Raw genomic sequence first — 26872 nt, 5'->3', positions numbered from 1 at the left:
TTCGAAACGGAACAGCCGGCGCATCGGCCCTTCGATTGCTCGATCCATAACGACAAATCCCTACCACCGGAGAGCCCATGACTACGCTCACGATCAACGGCCAGACCCATGACGTCGACGCCCCACCCGACATGCCGCTCCTTTGGGTGCTGCGCGACATCGTCGGCCTGACCGGCACGAAGTTCGGCTGCGGCATTGCGCAATGCGGCGCCTGCACGGTGCATCTGGAAGGCGAGGCCACGCGCTCGTGCGTGCTGCCCGTCGCGGCCGTCGCCGGCCGCAAGATCACGACCATCGAGGCCGTGAGCGCGACGCCCGCGGGCCAGAAGGTGCAGAAAGCGTGGCGGGATCTCGACGTGGTGCAGTGCGGCTACTGCCAGTCGGGGCAGGTGATGTCGGCGGCGGCGCTGATCGCGTCGAATCCGGACCCGAGCGACGCCGACATCGACGCGGCCATGGCCGGCAACATCTGCCGCTGCGGGACCTATAACCGGATTCGTGCGGCCATCAAGCAAGCCGCGAAGGAGGCCTGACATGTCGCGGGGCCTCCTCGATGCACAAAACGGTGCGCCGCACGGCGAATTGCACCCTGCCCGTCACGCCGGCGTGTCGCGCCGCGCGTTCCTGAAGCTCGGCGCGGCGGCGGGCGGCGGTCTGCTGCTCGGCTTCAGCGTCTCGACGCTGGCGCAGGGCGACGCGCCGGCGCGCGCGTCCGTCATCGGCGGCGACGGCAACGAGGCGCCGCAGGACGGCGTCTTCGAACCGAATGCCTTCATCCAGATCGACCGCGCCGGCAAGGTCACGCTGATCATTCCGAAGGTGGAGATGGGGCAGGGCGTCTACACGTCGATTCCCATGCTGATTGCGGAAGAGCTGGAAGTGCCGCTCGACAGCGTGACGATCGATCACGCGCCGCCCAACGCGAAGCTCTTCACAGACCCGTTGCTGGGCGGCCAGTTGACGGGGGGCTCGACCTCGATCCGCTACGCGTGGCAGCCCATGCGCGAGGCCGGCGCGGCCGCGCGCACGGCGCTGATCCAGGCGGCGGCGCAGCAATGGCAGGTGCATCCCGCCACCTGCTCCGCGCGCGCCGGCGAGGTGGTGCACGACGCAAGCGGCCGCCGGCTCGCCTATGGCCAGCTCGCGGACACGGCGGCGAAGCTGCCCGTGCCGCCCAAGGTGGCGCTCAAGGACCCCAGGGACTTCACGCTGATCGGCAAGCCGACGAAGCGGCTCGACTCGCCGGAGAAGGTGGACGGCTCGGCGCTCTTCGGTCTCGACGTGCGCCTGCCCGGCATGGTCTACGCCGCCATCGTGAACTGCCCGGTGTTCGGCGGCACGCTCGCCGGCGTGGACGACACGCACGCGAAACAGATTCCCGGCGTCACCGGGGTCGTGAAGATCGATAACGCCGTGGCCGTGGTCGGCGCGCATACGTGGGCCGCGAAGCGCGGCGCGGCGGCGCTCGTGGTGCAGTGGAACGAGGGGCCGGGCGCGGCGCTCTCGATGCAGCAGATCGTCGCCGACCTTGCCACGGCATCGGAGCAAGGCGGTGCCGTCGCGCGCAAGGACGGCGACGTGCAGCAGGCGTTCGGCAATGCGAAGACGCGCGTCGATGCCGTCTATCAGCAGCCTTTCCTCGCGCACGCCACGATGGAACCGATCAACTGCACGGTGTCCGTGCGGCCCGACGGCTGCGATATCTGGGTGGGCACCCAGGTGCCCACGCGGGCCGTCGACGCGGCCGTGGCCGTGACGGGCCTCAAGCCCGAGCAGATTACGGTGCACAACCATCTGCTCGGCGGCGGCTTCGGGCGGCGGCTCGAAGTCGATGCGATCACCCAGGCGCTCAAGATCGGCAAGGCGGTCAATGCGCCGGTCAAGGTCTTCTACACGCGCGAGGAGGACATCCAGCACGACATGTACCGGCCGTACTATTACGACCGCCTCTCCGCCGGCCTCGATGCTACCGGCAAGCCTCTCGCCTGGCAGCATCGCATCGCGGGCTCGTCGATCCTCGCGCGCTTCGCGCCGCCCGCGTTCCACAACGGCATCGATCCGGATGCTGTCGAAGTGGCCGTCGACCTGCCTTATGACCTGCCCAACCAGTTGATCGAATACGTGCGCGTGGAGCCGCACGCCGTTCCCACCGCGTTCTGGCGCGGCGTGGGGCCGACGCGCGGCACCTTCGTCGTGGAAAGCTTCGTCGACGAACTGGCCGTGGCCGCGAAGACCGACCCCGTCGCCTACCGGCGCGCGCTGCTCGACAAATCGCCGCGCGCGCTGAACGTGCTCGACGTCGCCACGCGTGCCGCGAACTGGGGGGCGCCGCTGCCCAAGGGGCAGGGGCGCGGCGTATCGGTGATGCATGCCTTCGGCAGTTTTCTCTGCATGGTGGCCGAGGTGAGCGTGGACGACGGCGAGGTGCGCGTGAACCGCGTGGTCTGCGCCGTCGACTGCGGCATGGCCGTCAATCCCGAGACGATCGAGGCGCAGATCGAAGGCGGCATCATCTTCGGCATTACGGCGGCGCTGTACAGCGAGATCACGATCGACCGCGGCCGCGTCGCGCAGACGAACTTCACCGACTACCGGATGCTGCGCATCGACCAGTCGCCGCAGATCGAAGTGCGCATCGTGAAGAGCACGGAGGCGCCGGGCGGCATCGGCGAGCCGGGCACGGCCGCGCTTGCGCCGGCCGTGACGAACGCGATCTACGCGGCCACGGGCAAGCGCCTGCGGCAGTTGCCCGTGGGGCGTCAACTGCAGAACGCGCAGTCGGCCTGAGGGAGGCGAGTCACCATGAAAATGAACAACGCATTCGGCGCCGCGCTGGCATTCGCGGCGCTCGCGCTCACGCCCTCGCACGCGGCGTTTGCCGCGGCAACCGACGCCGACAGGGTTCAACGCGGCGCCTATCTCGCGGCGGCGGGCGATTGCGCGGCGTGCCACACGGCGCCGCACGGCAAGCCGTTCGCGGGCGGCTTGCCGATGAGCACGCCGCTGGGCCCCATCTACACGACCAACATCACGCCCGACCCCGAGACGGGCATCGGCGGCTACACGGAAGAGGACTTCGCGCGCGCATTGCGCGAAGGCGTGGCGAAGGACGGCCACAACCTTTATCCGGCCATGCCCTATCCGTCTTATGCGAAGGTGCGCGACGAGGACGTCGCCGCGCTGTACGCGTACTTCATGCACGGCGTGCAGCCGGTGAAGCAGGCCAACCGCGAAGCGGATATCCCATGGCCCATGAACATGCGCTGGCCGCTGAAGATCTGGAATGCGTTCTTTCTCGACAAGGGCGTGTATCAGGACAAGCCGGGGAAGGACGTCGCATGGAACCGCGGCGCCTACCTCGTGCAGGGCCTCGGCCATTGCGGCTCCTGCCATACGCCGCGCAGCGTCGCGTTCAACGAGAAGGCGCTCGACGAAAGCGGCAGCGCGTATCTCACGGGCGCGCTGCTCGACGGCTGGTTCGCGTCGAACCTCACGAGCGAGCACAACACGGGCCTCGGGCGCTGGAGCGAAGCGGATCTCGCGCAGTTCCTGAAGACGGGGGCGAACCAGCACGCATCGGCGTTCGGCGCGATGACGAGCGTGATCAACAACAGCACCCAGGCGATGAACGACGCGGACGTCAACGCGATCTCGGCCTACCTGAAGTCGCTGCCGGCGGCGGGAGGCAACGGCGGGTCGCAGTATGCGTACGACGGGCAGGCGACGAAGGTGTCGCTCACGCGGCCGGCGAACGATGCGGGCGCCCGCGTCTACGCGGCGTACTGCATGCATTGCCACGGCACCGACGGGCGCGGCTTCGCGCCGATGCTCGCGCCGCTCGCGGGCAATCCGAACGTGCTCGAGCCGAACGCGTCGTCGCTCATCAACGTGACGCTGAACGGCACCGGCGACCTCGTGATCCAGGGCATTCCGGCGCCGTATCCGATGCCGGCTTATGCCGATGTCCTGACCGATCGCCAGATCGCCGACGTGCTGACTTTCATCCGTGCGGGCTGGAACAATCAGGCGGCGGCGGTGGGGGTGGCCGATGTAGCGAAACTGCGTGCGCAGACGCAGGCGTCGCGTTGAAGCCGCGCGCCATCCCGGCCGGGTTGCGCGGAGCGAGTCGGGAGGGGCCGACGGGCGAGGGTAGCCTTGCGCCCACACTGGCTCGTGCGCGAACGGCGATGGCCGCGACTTCGTCGCCGCGGCTGCCGATCGTCGCGCTGCGCCGCGCGGACCTGCCCGTGGACACCGTCGAGCTGGCGCGCTTCATGGTCGGCAAATACCTGATCCATGATTGCGCGCAGGGCCGCGTCAGCGGGCGGATCGTGGAAATGGAGGCCTACCCGGTGGGCGATTCGACCAGTCACGCGTTCATCGGCCGGCGGCGCTGGAACGCCTCGCTGTTTCTCGAGCGCGGCCATGCCTATGTGCGGCTCACCTATGGCGCTTCATGGATGCTCAATATGTCGAGCGAGGAGGCGGACGTTGGCGCGGGTGTGCTGATTCGCGCCGTCGAGCCGCTGGAAGGGCTGGCGGAGATGGAGGCGCGCCGGCCAGACGCACCTTTGCGCGACCTCGCGCGCGGGCCAGGCCGCCTGACGCAGGCGTTCGGCGTTGGCGCGGCCTTCGACGGCGTGGACTTGTGCCGCGGGCGCGGCCTCTGGATCGGTCGCGTGGACGAGCCCGCCCGGCCTGTCGGCGTAACGACGCGTATCGGCCTGTCGCGCGAAACCGAACGGCCGCTGCGCTTCTTCGAAGTCGGCAGCCTGTTCGTCAGCGGGCCGCGCAGGCTGTTGGCAACCGGAGTCTGAATCGATGCCGGCCGGCGTGCGATTGTTGTGGGGTACGAAACGGTGTGTTGGAAAACCGGGTATTTGCCCTGGTCGCTTGACTGCCTAGACTGTAGCCATAGGCGATACCGCGCGCACGGCACGCATCGTGTCGCCTGGCTTTCATGCGTGAAACCTCCGCCGCCGCAAGGCGGCTTGGCCCAACCCGGCTGGATTGGGCTTTTTTCATGCGGCGCTTCGCGCAGTGCCGCGAGGCGGTTCAGGTGCCGGGGCCGCCGGTGATGTAGTGTTCCAGCTGCGAGATCGTGAACTGCTGCTCGGCGATGATCTCCTTGACGAGGTCGCCGATCGACACCATCCCGATCAGCTTGCCGTCTTCTATCACGGGCAGGTGGCGCATGCGGCGCTCGGTCATCAGCGCCATGCAGTCGTAGGTGGTTTGCGCGAGTTCCACGAAGCGCACGTGCGGAGTCATGATGTCGCGCACCGCCGTGGTTTTCGACGAACGGTCCATCAGCACGATCTTGCGCGCATAGTCGCGCTCGGTAACGATGCCGACGATCGCGTTGTCGTCCGTGACGACCAGCGCCCCGATCCCTTTTTCCGCCATCAGGCGGATTGCGTTATAGACGGAATCCGAGGCGGCAATCGTATAGACCACCTGTTCCGGCTTCGACTTGAGTACCTGTGCAACGCTTGTCATAGGGCGACTCCCATTCGTCCTGCGGTGGGTTTTCAGTCATTGCGCGGCGCAGCACGACGGGCTGGGCGCCGGCCGTGCCATTGGAAAACGCTTTCAGTATAGGCGGACGGGTCGTGTCGCGGCGTCTGGATATGCGCGCGGGGCAACGCCTGAGGGACGACTGTCCGCCGGATCGCTCCGCAGGCGACGCGCGGCGAGGGATGCCAAATGGCGGTAAACTCCGGTTCCTAACTTCAACCCGGTCGCGAGCCGGTATTTGCCAGTCTTCTGTTCCAGATCATGCCTACGCTTCCTGAGTCGTCCTGCGCGGACGGCGAAAACGCCAACGAATGCGTCGTGCTCGACGCCACCGCTTCGCTGCCGACTCGTTACGGCACGTTCACGTCCTACGTCTATCGGGTGAGGGACGGCGGTGCCGAGCACCTCGCGCTCGTGATGGGCAACGTGGGGAGCGGCGAGCCCGTGCTGACGCGGCTGCACTCCGAATGCCTGACCGGCGACGTTCTCGGCTCCTACCGCTGCGACTGCGGCGAGCAACTCGATCAGGCGTTGCGCTACATCGCGGCCGAAGGGCGCGGCGTGCTGCTCTACCTGCGCGGTCACGAGGGCCGCGGCATTGGCCTGTCGAACAAGATCCGCGCGTACGCGCTGCAGGAGCAGGGCCGCGACACCGTCGAGGCCAATCTCGACCTGGGCCTGCCCGACGACGCGCGCGAATACGATTCGGCTGCGGCAATCCTGCGGCTCCTGAACGTGTCGTCGGTGCGCCTCATGAGTAATAATCCCAAGAAGTTCGACACGCTTTCGAAGCACGGCATTCCGGTGCTCGAACGCGTCGCGCTTGCCATTCCGATGCGGGAAGAGAACGAACGCTACATCCGCACGAAGCAGGTGAAGTTCGGACATTACTTCGAAGAAAACGAATAGGCCGGGTACGCAATCTGCTTGCCCGGCCCGTATTGAAGCTGGACAAGGCAAGGGAGAGAAAAATGCGTAAGCGGCAGACGATGCGCGCGCCGGCGTGGGCGCTCGCGGCAGCGTCGGCCTGTCTGGGGCTGGCCGCCCCAGGGGCTTTTGCCCAGGCGCAGGCCTGGACGAGCCAACCGGTCGACCTTTACGCCGGACCTTCCGGCGATTACCCCGTGGTCAGCGAAGTCGATCAGGGCGTGCCTGTCGAGGTCATGGGCTGCGTGAGCGACTACTCGTGGTGCGACATCGTGCTACCCGGCCTGCGCGGCTGGATCTACGCGGGGTATCTCACCTATCCGTATCAGGGCGGCTACGTTCCCGTCGAAGGCTATGGCGCGGCGATCGGGCTGCCCATCGTGACCTTCGCCATCGGCACGTACTGGGGTAGCTTCTATCGCGACCGCCCGTGGTACGGCGAGCGCGATCACTGGGCACGCGTGCCGCCGCCGGGTTATGGCGGGCGGCCGCCAGTGCCGCCTCCGCTCATGCACGGCGGACCTGGGGCAGGCGTATACCACCCGCCGCCCGGCACGCCGCATGGACCGCCGGAGGGCGCATACCGCGCTCCGGCCGGCCCGGGTGGACCGCCCGAGCAAGGCAACGTGGCGCGTCCCCCGGCTGCTGCGCCTCCGCGGCCGTCCGGGCCGCCTCCGGCGGCTGCCCGGCCACCCGGCCCGGCGCCGCAACCGCAATATGGCGGTCGCCCTGGCGGTCCGCATCAGCAGGGTTATGGCCGCCCCCCCGGCCCGCAGCCCGCCGGCGCCATGCATGCGCCCGGGCCCGCGCCCGGCAATGCGCGTCCGGAGCCCGCTCGTCCCTCCGGTCACGAGGAAGGCGGCCACGGCGAATCGCGGCAGCAGAACTGACCGCATTCCCGACTCTCTTGCGGGCGGGACTCGCGTTTCGGGTCCCGCCGCGCCGTTTACGTTAATTAATATGGATTGCTAAATAATTGAGTGGCTAAGCATCGTTCGAAGCCTCGGCGATCTCGCTTTATTCGTTCATGCGATCGGGATACGGGGCGAGCAGCGCGCCTGGCGGCGCCGATTCGGGACGCCGGGTCGGCACCGCCCGCCGGTTTTGCTATTCACCGTCAGATTTAACAATCCCTGACAGTACATTCTGTCACTTCCGGCGACAATGGGCCGTCGCGGAAAAAGCACGACCTGCCGCCGACAAACGATTTTGCTACGGGGGCTGGCGCGGCCGGATACACGGCCGTACGCATGCCGGCGCGGAGGAAGTCAGAGCGAACCCGAGTTCGCCGGATAACGCTGGGAGGCCAGCGCTTTGAGGTGGAGTGGCGATGGCTGGGGTTGTTCGTCGTGCCTTGAGGGCGGCGGCGACAGGCAGGCGGTCATCGGGCGGTGATGTTGCTTGCGGGTCGCAGCCGGTACGGCGGTGACTGTGTCGGCGGACCAATCCCGGGGAATAAACCGGGGGGCCGCGCAGTTCGCAACGAAGGCCGTCGCCACTCGTTTTTCATCTCTCGCGTCCGGATTGCAGGGCGCTCGGCACCGATACACGATACGCAGGAACGGGGCGGCATGATGGCTGCCCCATTCCATTTGCATTTGGCAGACACGCGAGGCCGTCCCGCCGGGGCGCCGCCGCGGGGTTGGCACGGACCAGCGAGCGAGGACGCATGTTTTTTCGATTTGGCAGGCTTCGGTTTCCGCCTGCTTCACGGGTCGAGGGCGACGGGCGCGCTTTCGGGCGGGTCGAGCTGGACCTGGTCCGCGACCGCCACGCGCGCTCGGCCATGGAAGCTTACGCGGACGCCTGCGAGGCCGACATGCCCTGGCTTGCAGAAGCATTGCGCCAGTCGCCGTTCGGACGTTCGGAGCGGCTGACCCAATGCCCGGCGACCGTGCTGCGCGTTTTCGTACTGGCGCAATCGCGCGCCGCGGTTCAGCCGGACTACGCCCACGCCGCGTGGGAGCACGTGCGCAAGCAACTCACGGCGTTGCTGTCCGCGCGGCCCGAGGCAGAGAACGAAGCGGAGCAGGACGCACCGCCGCCCGGCCATCCCGCGGACATCGCGGCGTGCGAGGACGAGCGGCAAGGGTAGGCGGGAGTCTCGCGAGTTCGCGTGACTCGACTCGTTAAATCGGGCTTGGGCGTTTTCGACTACTATGAGCGAAATCCGATTCCAGACAGCGACCGCCGTTTCACTCTCCCATTTTATTCAAGATGAAGCGAGAGTAGCGGATGGGGCGCGCCCGCCACGGCGAGCGCGCAGGGAGTGTAAGGATGGACGTCTGGCGACACGAGGCCACCGGGCGCGCTTGCGCGGCCGGCGGCCGGACCGGCGCCAAGGTCGCGCGACCGGCAGGCGAGTCCGTCCCGAAAAGATGAATAACGATCCTGGGTGCGGGGCATGATGAGAATTGCGGTACTGGACGACGATCCAGCTCAAACCGATTTTGTTTGCCAGACCTTGACGGCGGCCGGGCATGCCTGCCACGCGTTTGCCAAGGGCGGCGAGCTCGTTCGGCAGTTGCGGCGGGAGACGTTCGATCTGCTCGTGCTCGACTGGAACGTGCCGGACATGGCCGGCGACGAGGTCTTGCACTGGGTGCGGCAGAGCCTCTCGAACCGCCTGCCCGTGCTGTTCATGACGAGCCGCAGTCGCGAGACCGATATCGCGCAGATGCTCAACAACGGCGCCGACGACTACGTGGTCAAGCCGGTTTCCGCGCCGGTGCTGCTTGCGCGCGTGGGTTCGCTGCTGCGCCGCGCCTATCAGTTGCATGCGCCCGCGATCAAGGAAACCTTCGGCGACTACGAATTCGATCTGAAGTCGCGCCAGGTGGCGGTGGGCGGCAGGCAGGTCGCCCTTACGCACAAGGAGTTCGACCTCGCGCTCCTGCTGTTCCAGCACCTGAGCCGTCCGCTTTCGCGCGCACACATCCTCGACGTCATCTGGAAGCAGTCCGACGACATCCCGTCGCGGACGATGGACACGCATGTCTCGATGCTGCGCTCGAAGCTGGGGCTGCGCCCCGAGAATGGCTACCGGCTGACACCGATCTACGGCTACGGCTATCGACTCGAGAGGATCGAAGGGGACGCCGCGTGAGCACAGCCCGTTCGATGCGGCCCGCCGAAGCCCGGCGAGCCGCGCGCACGCTGGCGGCGCCGGCCGGCCGTACCTTTGCGCGCCTTGATGTTTGCACAGTTTGCGCGCTGGTCTGCGGAACATGGCTGGCGGCATCTCCGGCGCAAGCGCATGAAGCGCGCGCCCACGCCGGCGCGCCGGACACGATCACCTATGTCACGCGCGCGGGCGACTCGCTTTACAACGTGGCGACCCGCTATCTGCGCGACTCCTCGGACTGGATGCAGCTTGCCCGTCTGAACCATGTGAGCACGCCGCGCCACCTGCAACCCGGCACCGTGCTGCGCGTGCCGGTCGCGCTGCTGCGCGAGGACGGCCTGAGCGCGAAGGTGATCGCCACGAGCGGACCCGCCACGCACGCCTTTCGCAACGAGCCGTCGCTTCCGCTGGTCGTGGGGTCGAGCCTCGTCGAAGGCGACCGGCTGCAAACCGGCAAGGACGGATTCGCCACGCTCGAACTGGCCGACGGCACCCACCTGATCATTCCCCCCAACACCTCGCTCGAGTTCGGCACGCTGCGCCAGACGGCGCTGACCGGCACGACCGACCGCGTCATCAACCTGCAGCACGGCGAGGTCGACAGCGAGGTCACGCACGCCACGCGCAAGGACGACCGCTTCCAGATCCGTTCGCCCTCTGTCGTCGCCGGTGTGCGCGGCACGAGCTTTCGCGTGAATTACGACGGCGGCAACGAGTCGACCGCGGTCGAGGTGCTGGATGGCGCGGTGGGCGTCGACGCGGCGCATGGCGGGGCAGGCACGCCCGCGCCGGGCGTGCCGCTCGCCGCTTCGACGCAGCTCGTCACGGCCCGCCACGGCAGCCTGACGACGGCGGGCGGCGCGGTTGGCGGCCCGGTGGCGCTGCTCGACGCGCCCGCTATCGCGAATCCGTCGAAAGTGCAGGACGACGCGAACGTCGCCTTCGACGTCGTGCCGATCGACGGCGCGCACGGTTATCGCGTGCAGATCGGGCGCGACGCGGGCCTGCTCGAAATGATCCACGACGAGCGTTTCGATTCGTCTCATGCGGATGTCGGCGCGCTGGCCGACGGCACTTACTTCGTGCGCGTCGCGGCCATCGATCAGAGCAGTCTCGAAGGCATGCCCAGCACCTATGCGTTCGAGCGCCGGCATCTTGCGCTCGGCACGTCGGCGGGCCGGGTCGACAACACGCACAACTATGCGTTCCGCTGGTTCGTCGACCGCAATGCGACGAACCTGCATTTCCGCTTCGTCCTCGCGGCAGCGCCGGACCTGCGCGTGCCGCTCGTCGACCGCACGGATCTCTCAGGTGGAGAAGTCGTGGTGAGCGATCTGCCCAAGGGCGTCTACTACTGGACCGTGATCGCCGAGCAGTTCGACAACGGCCGTTACTACCAGAAGGCCAGCCCCGTCCAGTCGTTCCGGCTCGACTGGTGACGAGGCCCGTCATGAGCGTCAAGCCGCGTCAGCGCCTTGGCCGCTCGGTCGGGCGCCGCTTCCTCTTCGAGTGGGTGGGCGTGAGTTGCGCGGGCATTGCGATCGTGCTGCTGAGCGTCGTGTGGCACTGGACCGCCGGCGCCGACCATCTCGTCTACGACCGCTTTCTCACCGCGCGCTCGCACCCGGTGTCGCCCGACATCGTCATCGTCGAGATCGACAATGCGAGCGTCACGGCGCTGGGCCGCTGGCCCTGGCCGCGCAGCGTTCACGCGCGGCTCGTCGATCAGCTCGCGAAGGCCGGCGTGGCCGCCGTGGTCTACGACGTGCTCTTCACCGAACCTTCGCCTGACGACGCGCGCCTTGCCGAGGCGTTCGCCGCGCGTCCGGTCTACCTGCCGATCCTGCTGTCGCAGGCCGACGCGGCCGGCAACCGTCAGGTCGCGCTGCCCGTCGCGCCGCTTGCGAATGCGGCCGCGGGGCTAGGGCACATCAATCTCGAGGTGGACAGCGACGGCATCGTGCGCAGCGTCGCGCTCTTCGAGGGCGACGCGCATCAGCGCTGGCCGCAGCTCATGGTGCCGCCGTGGCGCGCGGTGCGCGCCGGCAAGGTCGTGCTGGCGGACGGCGTGCCGCAGGTCATGCACGGCGCCGATCTGACGCTCGCGGGTGGCCCGGACAGCGAGGCGCGCTTCCTGATTCCGTTCAGCACGAACGCGCAGACCTATCGCAAGGTATCGTTCGACGACGTGCTGCAAGGCCGCGTGCCCCCCGACGTGCTGCGCGGGCGGGTGGTGGTGGTCGGCGTCACGGCGTCGGGTCTCTTCGACCGGTTCGCGACGCCGCTCTCGGGTACGCTGGGCCCGCTGCCCGGCGTCTACATTCATGCGAGCGTTCTCGACACCCTGCTTTCGGGCACCGCCATCGAGCCCGCTTCGACCTTCTGGGTCGTACTGGCCACGCTCGTGCCTTTTGCCCTGCTGCTGGCGGGTTTTCTCTGGCTCTCGCCGTGGCGCGCGCTGCTGCTTTCGGCAGGGCTGGGCGCGGCGTCGTTCGGCGTGAGCGCGGCGCTGCTCTACGGGGCGCGCGTATGGCTGAGCCCGGTCCCCTCGGTCGTCGTGCTGCTCGTGGTCTATCCGATGTGGAGCTGGCGCCGTCTCGAGATGACCATGGCGTACCTGCGCAAGGAACTGCGCCAGCTTGCCGACGAGCCTTATCTGCTGCCGGAGGCGCACAGCACTCGCCGCGAATTCGCGGGCGATGCGCTCGCGCAGCAGATGGCGCTGATGGCCCAGGCCGCGCAGCGGCTCCAGGACATGCGCCGCTTCGTGTGGGACAGCCTCGATTCCGTGCCGGAGCCCATTCTGGTCGCCGATCTGCGCGGCTCCGTGCTGATTGCCAACCACGCGGCGCGCGAGTCGTTCGACCGGCTCGGCATCGGCGCAGCGGAAGGCCGGCCGATGGCCGCCGTGTTCGGCGGCTTCACGCTCGTCAAGCCGATCGACCCCAGCCCCGAGGCGACGGCCTTCGCGCATGCGCACTGGCCCGCGCCGCTCGATCCGGCGCGCAGCGAATTCGCCGAGCTCATGGAGCGCGGCGTGGAAGTGCGCGCGGCCGACGGCAGCGACTACCTGCTGCGCTACGCGCGCTGCACGAACGCCCAGGGCCAGGCGGTGGGCTGGATCGCGGGCCTCGTGGACGTGACCGCGCTGCACGATGCCGAACGCCAGCGCGAAGATGCGCTGAGGCTGCTTTCGCACGACATGCGTTCGCCCCAGGCATCGATCGTCGCGCTCGTGGAGACCGAGCGCGAGCGCGGCACGCTGAGCTCGGGCCCCGTGGGCGACGTGATGGACCGTATCGAACGCTACGCGCGGCGGGCGCTCACGCTTGCGGACGACTTCGTGCAACTCGCGCGCGCGGAGTCGCAGGTGTACGCGCTCGAACCCGCGAGCCTCGCCGACCTCGTGATCGACGCGAGCGACGAAGTCTGGCCGCAGGCGCACGCGAAGCGCATCCATATCGAGACCGTGTTCGAGGACGATCAGATGGGCTGGATCAACGCCGACCGGTCGCTGATGACACGGGCGCTGGTGAATCTCCTGAACAACGCCGTGAAGTACAGCCCACCCGATACGCGAATTGTCTGTACTATCTCTGCCACGGCGGGAAGCGTGGCGCCGCAGGCGGCACGTGTGATCTGCTCGATTCGCGACGAAGGTTACGGCATTTCGCTGGAAGACCAGGCGAGGCTTTTCGAACCTTTCCAGCGCTTTCATGTGGAGCAGCGGCCCGAGGTGAGCGGGGCCGGGCTCGGCATGGCGTTCGTGAAGACGGTGGTGACGCGCCACGGCGGCGAGGTCGACGTGGAGAGCGAGCCCGGCAAGGGCACGACTCTGAGGATGTCGCTTCCCGCGCTCGACGCGCCTCTCTGAGGTGCTTGCGTGCCAATGAGCGGTTGGCGGTGAGTTCGATGGAGTTTGCGGTGAAGATCCTGTTGACGGTATGCCTCTTTCTGACGGCTGGCGCGTTGGCTGGTTGCGCCGGCGTGAACGCCGACGTGAGCGCACGCGGCGCCTTGCCGGACGCAGGCCAGCGTACCGTGGTCTATCGTCTGGCGCGTACCCCGGCCGAGGCTGAGGCCGTATCGAATCCGCCGTACGAAGCCTTGTTGCGCGATGGCCTCGCGAAGCGCGGCTTCGTGGACGGCGCGCCGGAGAAGGCGGCCTACGTGGTTTCTGCTGCCTGGTCGACGCGCCCGGCCGATGTAGGGATTGCCCAGGGCGACTGTGCGCCGGCTTGCGAGCCGGCCGCCGGTTCGCCATTCCCGTGGTTCGGGCGGCCGTACGTGCATGCGCTCACGCTGCGTTTCTTCGCGTTGCCCGGCGGCGCCGAGGCGTACCGCGTGAGCGTCGTGAAGCACGACCGCAACGCCAATGCCCAGGAGGCGCTGCCGTATCTCGTCGCGAGCGCGCTCGCGCGGCTGCCTTATGCCGGTGCGGCCGGTGCGCCGCAATGGCGCGTGAAGCTGCGCGAGGCGGGGGCAGAAGCGGGTGCGGGGGGCGAGGGCGGCGCGGGCGCGCTGCCGGAAGTCATTTCCGTAAAGGCAGTCGCCCCGGCGCAGTGACGTCAGGCCGAAGGCGGCCGATCGTCTTCGGCGCCATCCCGCGGCCAGCGGTTTTCGTAGACGCATTCGCCGAGCGCGCGGCGCTCGGCCCAATGCTCCATCTCCAGCATCGGCTGCGGATAGAATTCGGCCACGTGGCCGAGGCACAGGATTGCCACCGGCTTGGCGCCCGCCGGCATGGCGAGCAGCCCGCGCACTTCGTCCACGTCGAAGATCGACACCCAGCCCATGCCCAGCCCTTCGGCGCGCGCCGCGAGCCACAGGTTCTGGATCGCGCAGGCTACCGAGGCGAGATCCATCTCGGGCAGCGTCCGCCGCCCGAAGATATGCGGCTCGCGGCGATCCATCAGCGCGACGACGAGCAGTTCGCCGCATTCGCGCATCCCTTCGACCTTCAGCTTCATGAACTCATCGTGCCGCTTGCCTAGCGCATCGGCGGTGGCGAGGCGCTCGCGCTCGACCGCCGCATGCAGTTGCGTGCGCAACGTTGCGTCGGTGATCCGCACGATGCGCCATGGCTGCATGAAGCCCACGCTCGGCGCGTGATGCGCGGCGTCCAGCAGGCGCTGCAGCGTGGCTGGATCGACGGGGCCGGGCACGAAGTGCCGCATGTCGCGCCGTTCGTAGATCGCGCGGTAGACCGCCGCGCGCCCGGCTTCGTCAAAGGGTTGAGCCATGAAAGAGTGCGGCCGTGAAAGCGGGGTTGGAGGGCCACCAGGCATGCAGGTAGGTGGCGACGATCGGGCCGTGGCGGTAGAGCGGCTCGCCCGCGGCGCCGGTCTGCGCATGGCGCGCGACGAGTGTGGGCGCAAGCGGTGTGCTCACGCGCGAGTAGTGGAACGTGTGGCCCCTGAGCGTGCCGTGCGCGCTGTCGATCTGCTGCATGCCGAGCGCCGCGAAGCGCCGCTGCATGACCGCCTCGCCCGGCAGCAGCCCGAGCATGGGGGTGCGCGTGCCTTCGGTATCGGTCAGGCCTTCGAGCAGCCAGAGCATGCCGCCGCACTCGGCGACCAGCGGCTTGTCGGCCTCCACATGCGCGCGCAGCGACGCCGCGCTGCGGGTATGGCGCGCGAGCGCCGCGGCGTGCAGTTCGGGGTAGCCGCCGGGCAGATAGATCGCATCGGCGTTCGCCGGGGCGGCCTCGTCGGCGAGCGGCGAAAAGGTCGTCACGCGCGCGCCCAGCGCTTCGAGCAGCGCGACGTTCGCCGGATAGACAAACGAGAACGCCGCGTCGCGCGCAATCGCGATGTGCCGGCCTTCGAGCAGGCGCGGAAGGGGAGTCGGCGCGCTCGCGAGCGAGAATTCGACGGGCGGCGGCAGGTCCGCTAGCGCGGTTTGCGCGAGCGCGTCGGCGGCGCGTTCGATGCGTGCGTCGAGGTCGGCGATCTCGCTCGCCTGATGCAGGCCGAGATGCCGGTCGGGCAGTTCGATGAGGGCGTCGCCGGCCACGTGGCCCAGCCAGCGGAGGTCGGCCGGCAAGGCTTCCTGCAGCATCTGCGCATGCCGTGCCGAGCCCACGCGGTTCGCCAGCACGCCATGGAACGGGACGTCGAGGCGAAAGCGCGCGAGCCCGAATGCGACGGCGCCGAAGGTCTGCGCCATCGACTTCGCCGAGATCACGGCCGCCACCGGCACGCCGAAGGTCGTGGCGAGATCGGCGCTGCTGGGCGTGCCGTCGAAGAGGCCCATAACGCCTTCGATCAAAATCAGGTCGGCTTCCTGCGCGGCCTGCGTGAGCAGCGTGCGGCAATCGTGCTCGCCCACCATCCACAGATCGAGCGACATGACCGGCGCGCCGCTTGCGCGCGCGAGGATCATCGGATCGAGAAAGTCGGGCCCGGTCTTGAAGACGCGCACGCGCCTGCCGGCGCGGCGGTGCAGGCGCGCGAGTCCCGCCGTGAGCGTGGTCTTGCCCTGGCCCGAGGCGGGTGCGCTGACGAAGAGCGCGGGGCAGGCAATGCTGGCAGCGCGGGCAACCATCGGCTCAGAACTCCACGCCCTTTTGCGCTTTCACGCCCTGCTCGCGGTACGGATGCTTCACGAGCCGCATTTCGGTGACGAGATCGGCGGCTTCGATCAGCGCGTCGGGCGCGTGGCGGCCCGTCACGACCACGTGCTGCAGCGGGCCGCGCGCATTCAGCACGGCGAGCACTTCGTCGAGCGGCAGGTACTCGTACTTGAGCACGGTATTCAGCTCGTCGAGGATCACCATGCCGTATTCGCCGCTTTCGATCATGCGCTTCGCCTCGTTCCAGCCCTTGCGCGCGGTGGCGATGTCGGCGTCGCGATTCTGCGTGTTCCAGGTGTAGCCGTCGCCCATCGTCACGAAATCGCAATGGGCGACGCTGCTAAGGAAGTCGCGCTCGGCCGTGTGCAGCGCGCCCTTGATGAACTGCACGACGCCCAGCTTCATGCCGTGGCCCAGCACGCGCACGGCCATGCCGAAGGCCGCCGTGCTCTTGCCCTTGCCGTTGCCGGTGTTGACGATCAAAAGCCCTTTTTCGACGGAAGCCGCCGCCTGCTTCTTTTCGTGGCCTTCACGGCGGCGTTGGGTCATGCGCAGGTGCGAATCGGGATCGGTTTTCATGGGCGAAACGAGGTCTGAGGATGCGGGGTTCTTAACGTGTGCGTATGCACCGCCGGTTTAGCGCGGCGCCTGCGCGGGAGTAACGACTGCGGCAACGACCACGGCAACCGCTACGGTCACGCCGTCGAGCGCGAGCTTGCCGCACGCCAGCGGTCCGCCGCCGGCGGCGAGCCGGGCGCAAGGCTCGCTCACGCCATCGACGCCGAACTTCGTGCGCGCTGCACCCGATGGCTCGGCCTCAACCGGCACGGCAGCGATGGCTTCGCGTGTGTACGTGTGAAGCGGCAAGCCATGTGCCGCGCAGAACGCGAGCAGCGCAGGTTCGTCGGCTTTCGCGTCGAGCGTCCCCACGGCCGCAACGCGAGCCATCGGCAACACCGCGAGCGCAGCCCGCACGGCGCGCTCGATCTGCGCGAGCGTCGCGCCGCGGCGGCAGCCGATACCGAGCGCAAGCGCTGCGGGGCCGGGTAAGGCGGAGGGCGCGGGAAGCAGGCTTGCAGACGTAGCGGAATTCACGGTGAGTGCTTGGAAACAAGGCAGCGGACAGGGCAGCAGACACCGCGGCGCGGGCTTTGCCCGTTGCCCGGCGGATGCGCGCATACGATAGCACACGGTTTTTCGCGCCCGGGCGCGAGGTCCCGGCGCCAGGGGTAAACAACAGCGGGCGTCCGGGCCTTTCCTTGACGATCCCGTGGCCCACGCCTACACTCGCACGCACTCTGGTGCTCGCGCGCGCGTTCCTTGCGCGCGCAGTTAAACGGGAATCAGGGAGCCATCCCGGCGAGGGACTGGCCAACCTGAACTGCACCCGCAACGGTACAACGATCGCTTCGCCCTGCATGGGCGAGGCAAGCCGCTTCGACGCATGCGCGCCGCATGCAGCTCATGCCACTGTGCAGACGGTCCGCGAGGACCGGCGCGCGGGAAGGCGGAGCGGCGTTTCGTCAGTCCGGATACCGGCCAGACACGAGGGATTCGCGCTGCGGGGAGGCGGTGCCGGATCCATGCTCCACGCCCGCGGCCATTCGCGCCGAAGGAATACCTCATGAACATGCGCAAGATCCCGGTCACCATCGTCACGGGCTTTCTCGGCAGCGGCAAAACCACGCTGCTGCGTCACATTCTTCAGCACGCGGGCGGCTTGCGCGTGGCGGTGATCGTCAACGAGTTCGGCGAACTCGGCATCGACGGCGAAATCCTGCGCGGTTGCGGCATAGGCTGCGACGAGAACGGCAACGAACGGGAAGGCCAGCTCTACGAACTGGCCAACGGGTGCCTTTGCTGCACCGTGCAGGAAGAGTTTTTCCCGGTGATGGAGCAACTGCTCGAGCGCCGCGGCGAGATCGATCACGTGCTGATCGAAACGTCGGGGCTCGCGCTGCCCAAGCCGCTCGTGCAGGCGTTTAACTGGCCATCGATTCGCAACGCCTTCACGGTCGATGCGGTAGTGACGGTAGTGGACGGCCCCGCCGCCGCGAGCGGCCAGTTCGCCGAGAACCCCGAAGCCGTGGACGCGCAGCGCAAGGCCGACCCGAATCTCGACCACGAATCGCCGCTGCACGAGCTGTTCGAAGATCAGCTTTCGGCCGCGGATCTCGTCATCCTCAACAAGACCGATCTGCTCGACGCGGCGGCGCAGGATGCGCTCATCGAGGAACTGCGCGAGGAACTGCCTCCGCAGGTGAAGATCGTACGCGCGCAACATGGCCAGCTCGATCTGCATACGCTGCTCGGGCTCGAAGCGGCCTCGGAGGAAAGCATCCATCTGCGCCACGACCATCATGGTTCCGCCGACGATGCCGATCATCACCACGACGAATTCGATTCGGTCGTCGTCACGGCCACGGTTGCCTCGCGCGAGGGCGCGATCGAGGCGCTGCAGCGCCTTGTGGACGCGCACACGATCTATCGCGTGAAGGGCTTCGCCGCGCTGCCCGGCGCTCCAATGCGGCTCGTGGTGCAGGGCGTGGGGCGCCGTTTCGACAGCTACTTCGACCGCCGCTGGAACGCGCAGGAAGCCGCGTCGCAGTCGCTCGCGAGCCGCTTCGTGCTGATCGGCGAAAATCTGGACGCCGCCACGCTGCAACGCGCATTCGAAGCCGCGCTCGCACCGGGCGCGCTGGCCTGATCGACCCACGCCAACGCCAGCGACACTTCTCTCATGCATTTGTTGCGAACGACGCCGGGCGGCTTCGTCGACGATACGGCCGGCGTGGTCCGTATCGACCAGCAGCCCGCCGACATCGTCATCCTCAGTTCCGCCGACACGACGCTCGCGCTGCTCGCGAGTATCGTGCCGCGCCTGCCCGCCGGGTTCCCGAGCGTGCGGCTTGCGAACGTCACGTATCTGCGCCAGCCGGCCTCGGTGGACTTCTATGTCGACGACGTGTTGCAGCATGCGCGCGTTGTCGTGGTCGATCATCTGGGCGGCGAGGCCTACTGGCCCTACGGCATCGAGCAGGTGGTCGCGCTCGCCAAACGCCGCGATCAGTTGCTCGCGATGTTCTCCGGCGACCTTCAGGAAGATCCCGGCCTGATCGCGAAGAGCCGTGCCGAGCCCGAATTCTGCCGGCTGCTGTGGCGGTACCTGCGCGAAGGCGGCGCGGCGAACGCCGAGGGTTTCCTGCGCGCGCTCGCGTGGCGCGCCTTCGGCTGGGGCAGCGAACCGGCACCGCCGCTCGCGCTGCCCGCGGCCGCGCTCTATCATCCATCGCGCGACGTTGCCACGATCGAAGACTGGCGCGCGCGCTGGCAGCCCGATGCGCCGGTGGTCATGCTGCTCTTCTACAAGGCGCATCTGCAGGCCGCCAACACGGCGGCGTTCGATGCCCTGATCGATGCCTTGACGGAGCGCGGCATGAATCCGCTGCCGCTTGCCGTCACTTCGCTCAAGGACACGTTGAGCCGCGACGTGATCGACGGGCTCTGCGCCGCGCACGACATCGCGCTCGTGCTGAACACCACGGCTTTCGCGGCCTCGTCGCTCGACGATCCCGCGCCGCTCGCGCTCGCGGGCGACGCGCCGGTGCTGCAGGTGATCCTCTCCGGCGGCAACCGCGAATACTGGCTCAAGGACAATCACGGCCTTAATTCGCGCGACATTGCCATGCATATCGCGCTGCCCGAAGTGGACGGCCGTCTCATCACGCGGGCGATCAGCTTCAAGGGGTTGGCGTACCACTGCAAGGAAACCCAGGTCGACGTCGTGCGCTATCAGCCCGATGCCGAGCGCGTGGCGTTCGTGGCGGAGTTGAGCCGCCGCTGGTGCCGTTTGCGCCGGCTGCCGAATGCGGAGAAAAAGCTCGCGCTCGTGCTCGCGAACTATCCGGCGAGCGAAGGGCGCATTGGCAACGGCGTGGGACTCGACACCCCGGCCTCGGTGGTTGGCCTCCTGCGGATGCTGCGCGACGAAGGCTACGCCGTGGCCGACCTGCCCGATCTACCCGAGGATGGCGACGCGCTCATGGCGCGGCTCACGCAGGGCGTGACCAACGATCCGGACACGCGCGCGCTGCGGCCCGCGTGGCAAAGCCTCGCCCTCGACGACTACCGGCGCGCGTTCGCGCGCTTGCCCGCCGCCGCGCAGAACGCGCTCATCGCGCGCTGGGGGCCGCCCGAGCAGGATCCCACCGTGCGCCGCGGCCGCTTCATGATTGCGGGCTGGCGCTGCGGCCAGGTCTTCGTCGGCATCCAGCCGTCACGCTCGCGCGGCGACGACACCTACGCGAACTATCACGACGCCGAACTCGTGCCGCCGCACGCGTACCTAGCATTTTACTTCTGGCTGCGCGAGACCTTCGGCATCGACGCGATCGCGCACGTGGGCAAGCACGGCAACCTCGAATGGCTGCCGGGCAAGAGCGTCGCGCTGGCCGATACCTGCTGGCCCGACATGGCGCTCGGCCCGCTGCCGCACGTCTATCCGTTCATCGTCAACGACCCCGGCGAGGGCAGCCAGGCCAAGCGGCGCGCGCAGGCGGTGATCATCGATCATTTGATGCCGCCGCTCACGCGCGCCGAAAACTACGGCCCGCTGCAGGATCTCGAACGGCAGGTCGATGAGTATTACGAAGCATTGATGGTCGATCCGCGCCGCGCGAAACTGTTGCGCCGGACCATCCTGGAGACGATCGTCGAGCACCGGCTGCACGAGGAACTCAGCATGCCGGCGCCGCAGGACGAAGCGACGGAAGACGCGTTGCTCACGCGTGCCGACGCCTGGCTCTGCGAACTGAAGGAAGCGCAGATTCGCGACGGGCTGCATATCTTCGGCGCGTCGCCGCAGGGGACGCAGCGGCGCGACACACTGCTGGCGCTGGGCCGCTATGCGTGCGGCGACGGGCAGGGCGCGAACGCCGGACTGATCGACGCGCTCGCACGCGATCTGCGGATCGATCATCTGCTCGACCCGGCCGCCGTGGACTGGGCCGCGCCGTGGACCGGGCCGCGCCCGGCGCTGCTCGAAGCGGTGAGCGAGACGCCCTGGCGCCACACGGGCGATACGCGCGAGCGGCTGGAGGCGCTGGCGGGATCGCTGGTCGCGCGCGTATGCGACGCCGGCACGGTGGAATGCGAAGCATCGTTGCCACAAGCTGCGAAAGTGCTCGCGCGCCTTGCCGACGACGTGCTGCCGCGCCTCGACGCCTGCGGCACGGAGGAACTGCGCCAGTTCCGCCGCGCGCTGGAGGGCCGTTTCGTGCCGCCAGGCCCGAGCGGATCGCCCTCGCGCGGCCGCCCCGACGTGCTGCCGACAGGCCGCAACTTCTATTCGGTCGATACGCGCGCGGTGCCGACGCAGGCCGCCTGGTCGCTCGGCATGAAGTCGGCGCAACAACTGATCGAGCGCCATCTGCAGGAGCATGGGGACTACCCGCGCGCCGTGGGACTCTCGGTCTGGGGCACGGCCACCATGCGTACGGGCGGCGACGACATCGCGCAGGCGCTCGCGCTGATCGGCGTGCGGCCGAAGTGGGCGGCGGGCAGTCATCGCGTGATCGACTTCGAGATCATGCCCGCCGAGGCGCTCGACCGGCCGCGCATCGATGTGACGCTGCGCGTTTCCGGATTCTTCCGGGACGCGTTTCCGAACGTCATGCATCTGTTCGACGCGGCGGTGCAGGCCGTGGCCGACCTCGACGAGCCGCCGCACTTGAACCTCCTGCGTGAGCGCGTGCTGCGCGAGCGCGATGCGCTCGTCAAGGGCGGCATCGAGCCAGCCGAAGCGCGCCGCCGCGCCGGCTGGCGCGTGTTCAGCGCGCGGCCGGGCCATTACGGCGCGGGCCTGCAGGACCTGATCGACCAGCGCCAGTGGCAGACCGATGCCGATCTTGCGCAGGCCTACCAGGCGTGGGGCGGCTATGCGTATGCCCAGAACAGCGCGGGCGACGAGGCGCGCGAGGCGTTCGGCGCGCGTCTCGCGGCCATCGACGTCGTGCTGCAGAACCAGGACAACCGCGAGCACGACGTGCTCGACTCGAACGACTACTACCAGTTCCAGGGCGGCATGGCGGCGGCGGCACGGCACTTCTCGCGCGAGCAGCCGAGCCTCTATCACGCCGACCACAGTAACCCTGCCGCACCGCGCATCCGCCCGCTCGCCGAGGAGATCGCGCGCGTGATCCGCTCGCGCGTGGTCAATCCGAAATGGATCGACGGCGTGAAGCGCCACGGCTACAAGGGCGCGGCGGAAATGGCGGCGACCGTCGACTATCTGTTCGGCTACGATGCGACGGCGCGCGTGGTGGGCGACCACCAGTACGCGCTCGTGGCCGACGCCTATGTCCACGACGACACCACGCGTGCGTTCCTCGCGCGGCACAATCCGCACGCACTGCACGCTATCTGCGAGCGCCTGCTCGAAGCGATCCAGCGCGGGCTGTGGCAGCAACCCGGTGCTCATCGCGCGCAACTCGAACAACGTCTGCTCGAAGCCGGGCAGCAACTGGAAGGATTAGCACCATGAGCGCAGCGGCGCTTCCCCCCGATTTTCGACCCGCCTTTCCGTTCACCGCACTGGTCGGCCAGGCGCCCTTGCAGCAGGCGCTGCTGCTCGCGGCCGTCGATCCGGCCATTGGCGGCGTGCTCGTGAGCGGCCCGCGCGGCACGGCGAAATCCACGGCGGCGCGTGCGCTGGCCGCGCTGCTGCCCGACGGCGCATTCGTCACGCTGCCGCTCGGCGCGAGCGAGGAAAAGCTGATCGGCTCGCTCGATCTCGAAGCAGCGCTGCGCGAGAGCGCCGTGCACTTTTCGCCGGGGCTGCTCGCGAAGGCGCATGGCGGCGTGCTCTACGTCGACGAGGTCAACCTGCTGCCGGATGCGCTCGTGGACGTGCTGCTCGACGCGGCGGCGAGCGGCACCAACACGGTGGAGCGCGACGGCATTTCGCATACGCACGACGCGCGCTTCGTGCTCGTGGGCACGATGAACCCGGAGGAGGGCGAGTTGCGGCCGCAACTGCTCGATCGCTTCGGGTTGATGGTGGAACTGGAGAACAGCTTCGATGCCGCGGAGCGGCAGCGCATCGTCAAGGCACGGCTCGCCTTCGACGCGGATCCGCATGCGTTCTGCACGTCCTGCGAGGCGGCACAAACGGCGTTGGCCGGGCGCTTGCGCGCGGCGCGCGAGCGCGTGGCCACGCTTATGTTGAGCGACGCGGTGCACGAGCGCGCAGCGGCGTTGTGTGTCGAAGCGAGGGTCGACGGCATGCGCGCGGACATCGTGATGCTGCGCGCGGCGCGCGCGCTCGCGGCGTTCGAGGGCGCGCACGACGTGAGCACGGCGCACGTCGATCAGGTGGCGGCGGCCGTGCTCGCGCACCGGCGCCGGGCGTTTCAGGATCCCGCCCCAGCGGGCGCCAGCGCCGACCGCTCGCCCGCAAGCACGGACGATCGGCAGTCCCAGGCAGATGCGGATTGGGGTGCGCTGCCGCCCGAGCCGGTGGCCGTCACGCCTGTGAAGGGTGTGATTCCGCTGCCCGCAAAAAAACGCTGACCCGTCGGGCAAGGGCTGCCGCCTCCGCACAGGGCGGCGCCCGGCGGCTGAAAGACCCAGATCCGGGCCCAGGCTCGGGCCTCGCCCGCGCAACGCGCGACGGCGGGCCGGGCGCGCGCATTGCGTGGGCGCCAACACTCGCCGCCAAATGCCAGGCGCGGCTGCATATCGATCATCTGCGCTACGCGCGCAGGCGAGCCGGGACGGGGGCGCTGCACTGCTTCGTGCTGGATTGCTCCGCATCGATGCTGGCGCGCGGACAGCTCGCGCTCGCCAAGGGCGTGCTCGTCGCCTTGTTCGATCGCGCGCGTCACGCACGCTTCCAGGTCGCGCTGATTTCGTTCGGCGGCGCGGGGGCGGAACTGCGCTTCGGCCCGGCCGTGCCGCGCTGGTGGAACGAACGCTGGCTCGCGCCCATTGGCGGTGGAGGCGGAACGCCGCTCGCGGCGGGTATCGCGGCGGCGGCACGCGTGCTGGAGTCGGCCGCGCGTCGCGATCCGGGCCGCTCCCGCCATCTGTGGCTCATGAGCGACGGACGCAGCACGCAATGGCTCGCGCGTCCGCGCCATGCAGATCGCGTCACCGTAGTCGATTTCGAAGCGGCGGCCGTGCGGCTCGGCCGTTGCGCCGTGCTGGCCGAGGCGTGGGATGCGCAGTGCATCGACGCGCGCACGCTGCTTGCTGAAGCAACAGCAGAAGCAAAAGCGGACGCAACGCCGGCATCAGCGGACTGAGCCGCTCCAGTAAAGCACGTCGTCCTGGCGGTCGAAGACATAGACCTTCATCGCCATCTGCTCGGTGGCGCCGAGCTGGTCGAGTTCGAGGCCGAGCGTGGCAGGTGCGTCGGGACCCGCATCGGGGCCGCCTTCCTGCTGCACGTTGCGAATCACGGCGCCCGTTTCGATCGGCGTGATTACCTCGCCCGACTGCACGGTGAAGGCAATGCGCAGCCGCTCGCCGACCTTGCCGAGCGCCCACGGCGCGGAGATGGACAGCCCCAGCGAACTGATGCTGCGCGCGAGTGCAATGCCGTCGTAGCCGGCGCCGCTTTCGCCGAGCCCGTAGCGCACGGGAATATGCGCGCGCACGCGGATCGACTTGCGTTCGCGCAGGCGGCGCACGGCGCCGGGCTTCGAGAGGATGAGGTATTCGAGCGGCGCCTGGCAGATCGCCTCGACGGAGCAGACGAAGCGGTAGACCGCCTGGCTGGCGATGGCGACGAGCTCGACGTTCTCGCCCGGCATCAATTCGAGCATGCGCCCGCTCACGTGCGGCGGCGTCACGAACATCATGTCGTTGGGTGCGAAACCAATCAGCCGGCACGGCTGCATCGGCCCGCTGCTGCCGCTCATCTGCGAGCGCAGGCCCATGAGGGCGCCGAGCGTGAGGTGCATTTCGCGCAGAGCCGGTGGCGCATCGACGTTGCGCGGACCGGTTTCTTCCTGCGGGGCTTTGAGGGCTTCGGGCGCATCGAGATCCCCACGCTGCGGCGCGAAGTGCTCGAACAGGAAGCGCCGCTCCGTTTCGTTGACGAGAACGGCGCCGCGCGCGAGAAGCAGCGTTCCATCGCGATCGACCACGGGCCAGGCGAGCGGCTGGCCAAGCGGCAACGACTCGGGCGTGAGCAGAACCACATGCGTAATGGATTCTTCTGCAGGGGTCATCGGCGCGCTCCGGGGAAATGACACGGTCTACGTGTTTACGGCGCGCTGCGGGAAAAGTTCAAGCGAATCGCGGATGGCGCAACAAGTTAGAAGGACTTACGGCGGGAGCCGTAAGTCCGCATCCTCTGCGCGAGGCGTGGGCGCGTCAGAACTTGTGGAGCATCGCCACGCGGGCCACGACCTGGTTTTCGGTCGAAGAGGCGCCCGGCGCGGCGACGATCTGCGCGTCGTCGAACTGCGTGCCCGTGTTGCCGCCCGCCACGTGCTGATAAGCGCCCTGGATGTAGACCGACGTGCGCTTGCTGAGGTCGTAGTCGAACGTGATTTCAGCCGTATGCCACTTCGGGCTGTAGTTGCCGGCCGTCGTGTCGAGCTTGCCCATCGTGTAGATGTACGACGCGCCGAGCCAGAGATTCGGACGGAGGAAGTACTGGCCGTTGATCTGGAAGTTGTCGAATTGCCAGCGCGTCCACGCGCCGCCGTTGGCCGGCGTCAGCGAGCCGGAGAGATAGCTGTTGGCGGTCGGCTGGTCGATGTTGGTGTGCGAATACGCGAAGGCGATGTTGAACGTCTTGAAGTCGTACGCAATGCCCGCGTCGATGTTCTCCTGCGTCGAGCCGGTGAACACCGAGTCGTTGGTCACGGCGCCGGACGTACCCTGGCCCGGGTTGTCGATGCGCATATAGGCGGCCACGGCGGTCAGGCCGGCGTACTGGTACTGGCCCGCGACGCTGATGAGACGGTTGTCCGCGAAGCCGCCCGCGGTATTGCTGAAGCCGTACATCGCTTCGCCCGTGAGGCCGGCGATGGTCGGCGAAACGTACTTCACCGAGTTGTTGACGCGGTAATCCCAGTCCGTATTGTCGTTGTCGAACGGCGTGGCGCCCACGTCGCCGGCCCAGTTGCCGCCGGCGGTGATCGGGCTGAACAGGTCGACGGTCGGATCGTACTGGCGGCCGAGCGTCAGCGTGCCGTAGTTCTGCGAGGCAAGTCCCACATAGGCCTGGCGGCCGAACATGCGCTGGCCCTGGCCCGCTTCGCCGTTGCTCGCGTTGAAGCCGTTTTCGAGGCGGAAGATCGCGCTATAACCGCTGCCCAGATCTTCGGTGCCCTTGAGGCCAAAGCGGCTGCCTGCCACGTCGCCGCTCTTCATTGTCCAGGCCTGTCCGTTGCCGGCGTTGTTGGTGAAGTTGATGCCTTCATCGATCATGCCGTACAGCGTGACGCTGCTCTGTGCGTGAGCGCCGGTGCTGATCAGCAGGGCTGGAATCAGCACTTTCCACTGGGTACTCATTGTCCTTTCATCCCATGTCAGGTTTGGCGACACCCCTTCGTCGCCGGATCGGTTTTATTTGCTGCAACGAGCGACGCAAGGGCCACGTCGCCCGAGCCTGCGGGGCGGGTTGCATATTATTGGCAATATGTGTCAATTTTGGGAAATTGTGGCGTGGACGAGGCAGGCCAATGCGAGCACCAGGCGTGGCGTGTGCGGGCGGA

At 68.2% G+C, this 26872-nt stretch carries 22 protein-coding genes and 1 riboswitch; of the genes, 15 read left to right on the top strand and 7 right to left on the bottom strand.

From position 1 onward, the window contains the following. The first annotated feature begins 77 nt into the window (after positions 1 to 77). From WJ542_RS20940 to WJ542_RS20925, 4 genes are all read left to right on the top strand, one after another. A complete protein-coding gene (locus WJ542_RS20940) occupies positions 78 to 533 on the top strand; it encodes a (2Fe-2S)-binding protein (protein WP_411191365.1) in 456 nt (151 codons plus the stop codon). A 1-nt stretch (position 534) separates the two neighbouring features. Then, a complete protein-coding gene (locus WJ542_RS20935; RefSeq protein ID WP_411191364.1) occupies positions 535 to 2787 on the top strand; it encodes a xanthine dehydrogenase family protein molybdopterin-binding subunit in 2253 nt (750 codons plus the stop codon). 15 nt (positions 2788 to 2802) lie between these two features. Then, positions 2803 to 4089: a c-type cytochrome gene (locus WJ542_RS20930; RefSeq protein ID WP_411191363.1), complete on the top strand. Its 1287-nt coding sequence runs from the start codon at positions 2803 to 2805 to the stop codon at positions 4087 to 4089. 98 nt (positions 4090 to 4187) lie between these two features. After that, complete coding sequence (locus WJ542_RS20925; RefSeq protein ID WP_411191362.1) at positions 4188 to 4817, top strand: DNA-3-methyladenine glycosylase; 630 nt, start codon at positions 4188 to 4190, stop codon at positions 4815 to 4817. Between the two features lie 238 nt (positions 4818 to 5055). Here WJ542_RS20925 and WJ542_RS20920 read toward each other — a convergent pair whose 3' ends face one another. Further along, positions 5056 to 5499: a CBS domain-containing protein gene (locus WJ542_RS20920; protein WP_411191361.1), complete on the bottom strand. Its 444-nt coding sequence runs from the start codon at positions 5497 to 5499 to the stop codon at positions 5056 to 5058. Between the two features lie 279 nt (positions 5500 to 5778). Here WJ542_RS20920 and ribA point away from each other — a divergent pair, with 279 nt between their 5' ends. From ribA to WJ542_RS20885, 7 genes are all read left to right on the top strand, one after another. Continuing rightward, positions 5779 to 6426 (top strand): GTP cyclohydrolase II, encoded by a 648-nt coding sequence (ribA, locus tag WJ542_RS20915; protein WP_411191360.1) that lies wholly within the window; start codon positions 5779 to 5781, stop codon positions 6424 to 6426. Positions 6427 to 6488: 62 nt separating this feature from the next. Continuing rightward, positions 6489 to 7334 carry an SH3 domain-containing protein gene (locus WJ542_RS20910; RefSeq protein ID WP_411191359.1) on the top strand — a complete coding sequence of 282 codons (846 nt, stop codon included), beginning with the start codon at positions 6489 to 6491 and terminating at the stop codon, positions 7332 to 7334. Positions 7335 to 8113: 779 nt separating this feature from the next. Then, positions 8114 to 8539, top strand: a complete 426-nt coding sequence (locus WJ542_RS20905; RefSeq protein WP_411191358.1) for a hypothetical protein — start codon at positions 8114 to 8116, stop codon at positions 8537 to 8539. 312 nt (positions 8540 to 8851) lie between these two features. Further along, positions 8852 to 9550 (top strand): response regulator transcription factor, encoded by a 699-nt coding sequence (locus WJ542_RS20900; protein ID WP_411192514.1) that lies wholly within the window; start codon positions 8852 to 8854, stop codon positions 9548 to 9550. Between the two features lie 14 nt (positions 9551 to 9564). Then, entirely contained in the window at positions 9565 to 11007 is a 1443-nt protein-coding gene (locus tag WJ542_RS20895; RefSeq protein WP_411192512.1) for a FecR family protein, read from the top strand. Positions 11008 to 11018: 11 nt separating this feature from the next. Beyond that, positions 11019 to 13442, top strand: coding sequence for a CHASE2 domain-containing protein (locus WJ542_RS20890; protein WP_411191357.1), 2424 nt, complete (start codon positions 11019 to 11021; stop codon positions 13440 to 13442). A 50-nt stretch (positions 13443 to 13492) separates the two neighbouring features. After that, positions 13493 to 14134 carry a DUF4136 domain-containing protein gene (locus WJ542_RS20885; RefSeq protein WP_411191356.1) on the top strand — a complete coding sequence of 214 codons (642 nt, stop codon included), beginning with the start codon at positions 13493 to 13495 and terminating at the stop codon, positions 14132 to 14134. 2 nt (positions 14135 to 14136) lie between these two features. On the opposite strand, the gene bluB is transcribed toward WJ542_RS20885, so the two are convergent. Genes bluB through WJ542_RS20865 form a run of 4 tightly spaced genes read right to left on the bottom strand, consistent with a single transcriptional unit; the run spans position 14137 to position 17213 of the window. Beyond that, entirely contained in the window at positions 14137 to 14811 is a 675-nt protein-coding gene (bluB, locus tag WJ542_RS20880; RefSeq protein ID WP_411191355.1) for a 5,6-dimethylbenzimidazole synthase, read from the bottom strand. After that, positions 14795 to 16114 carry a cobyrinic acid a,c-diamide synthase CobB gene (locus WJ542_RS20875; protein WP_411191354.1) on the bottom strand — a complete coding sequence of 440 codons (1320 nt, stop codon included), beginning with the start codon at positions 16112 to 16114 and terminating at the stop codon, positions 14795 to 14797. The genes bluB and WJ542_RS20875 overlap by 17 nt, the downstream gene beginning before the upstream one ends. A 4-nt stretch (positions 16115 to 16118) precedes the next feature. Further along, positions 16119 to 16721 (bottom strand): cob(I)yrinic acid a,c-diamide adenosyltransferase, encoded by a 603-nt coding sequence (gene cobO / locus WJ542_RS20870; RefSeq protein WP_411191353.1) that lies wholly within the window; start codon positions 16719 to 16721, stop codon positions 16119 to 16121. Between the two features lie 57 nt (positions 16722 to 16778). Then, entirely contained in the window at positions 16779 to 17213 is a 435-nt protein-coding gene (locus tag WJ542_RS20865; protein WP_411192511.1) for a cobalamin biosynthesis protein, read from the bottom strand. A gap of 211 nt (positions 17214 to 17424) precedes the next feature. Continuing rightward, positions 17425 to 17700, top strand: a riboswitch (cobalamin riboswitch). 72 nt (positions 17701 to 17772) lie between these two features. On the opposite strand from WJ542_RS20865, the gene cobW reads away from it, so the two are divergent. The 4 genes from cobW to WJ542_RS20845 are packed head-to-tail and all read left to right on the top strand — an operon-like array spanning position 17773 to position 24445. Next, on the top strand, positions 17773 to 18849 hold the full coding sequence (gene cobW, locus WJ542_RS20860; protein WP_411192509.1) for a cobalamin biosynthesis protein CobW: 1077 nt from the start codon (positions 17773 to 17775) through the stop codon (positions 18847 to 18849). A 33-nt stretch (positions 18850 to 18882) separates the two neighbouring features. Continuing rightward, positions 18883 to 22683: a cobaltochelatase subunit CobN gene (gene cobN / locus WJ542_RS20855; RefSeq protein ID WP_411191352.1), complete on the top strand. Its 3801-nt coding sequence runs from the start codon at positions 18883 to 18885 to the stop codon at positions 22681 to 22683. Then, positions 22680 to 23711 carry a magnesium chelatase ATPase subunit I gene (locus tag WJ542_RS20850; protein ID WP_411191351.1) on the top strand — a complete coding sequence of 344 codons (1032 nt, stop codon included), beginning with the start codon at positions 22680 to 22682 and terminating at the stop codon, positions 23709 to 23711. The genes cobN and WJ542_RS20850 overlap by 4 nt, the downstream gene beginning before the upstream one ends. A 47-nt stretch (positions 23712 to 23758) precedes the next feature. Continuing rightward, the gene (locus tag WJ542_RS20845) at positions 23759 to 24445 is read left to right on the top strand and encodes a vWA domain-containing protein (protein WP_411192508.1); all 687 of its coding nucleotides are present in this window, start codon (positions 23759 to 23761) and stop codon (positions 24443 to 24445) included. Here WJ542_RS20845 and WJ542_RS20840 read toward each other — a convergent pair. Next, on the bottom strand, positions 24434 to 25375 hold the full coding sequence (locus WJ542_RS20840; protein WP_411191350.1) for a flagellar brake protein: 942 nt from the start codon (positions 25373 to 25375) through the stop codon (positions 24434 to 24436). The genes WJ542_RS20845 and WJ542_RS20840 overlap by 12 nt on opposite strands. A 145-nt stretch (positions 25376 to 25520) precedes the next feature. Then, the gene (locus tag WJ542_RS20835) at positions 25521 to 26669 is read right to left on the bottom strand and encodes a porin (protein WP_411191349.1); all 1149 of its coding nucleotides are present in this window, start codon (positions 26667 to 26669) and stop codon (positions 25521 to 25523) included. Between the last annotated feature and the right edge of the window lie 203 nt (positions 26670 to 26872).

This window comes from Paraburkholderia yinzeri (genome assembly GCF_046581065.1).
Lineage (GTDB): Bacteria > Pseudomonadota > Gammaproteobacteria > Burkholderiales > Burkholderiaceae > Paraburkholderia.
This window is presented reverse-complemented; position numbering and strand designations above follow the sequence as displayed.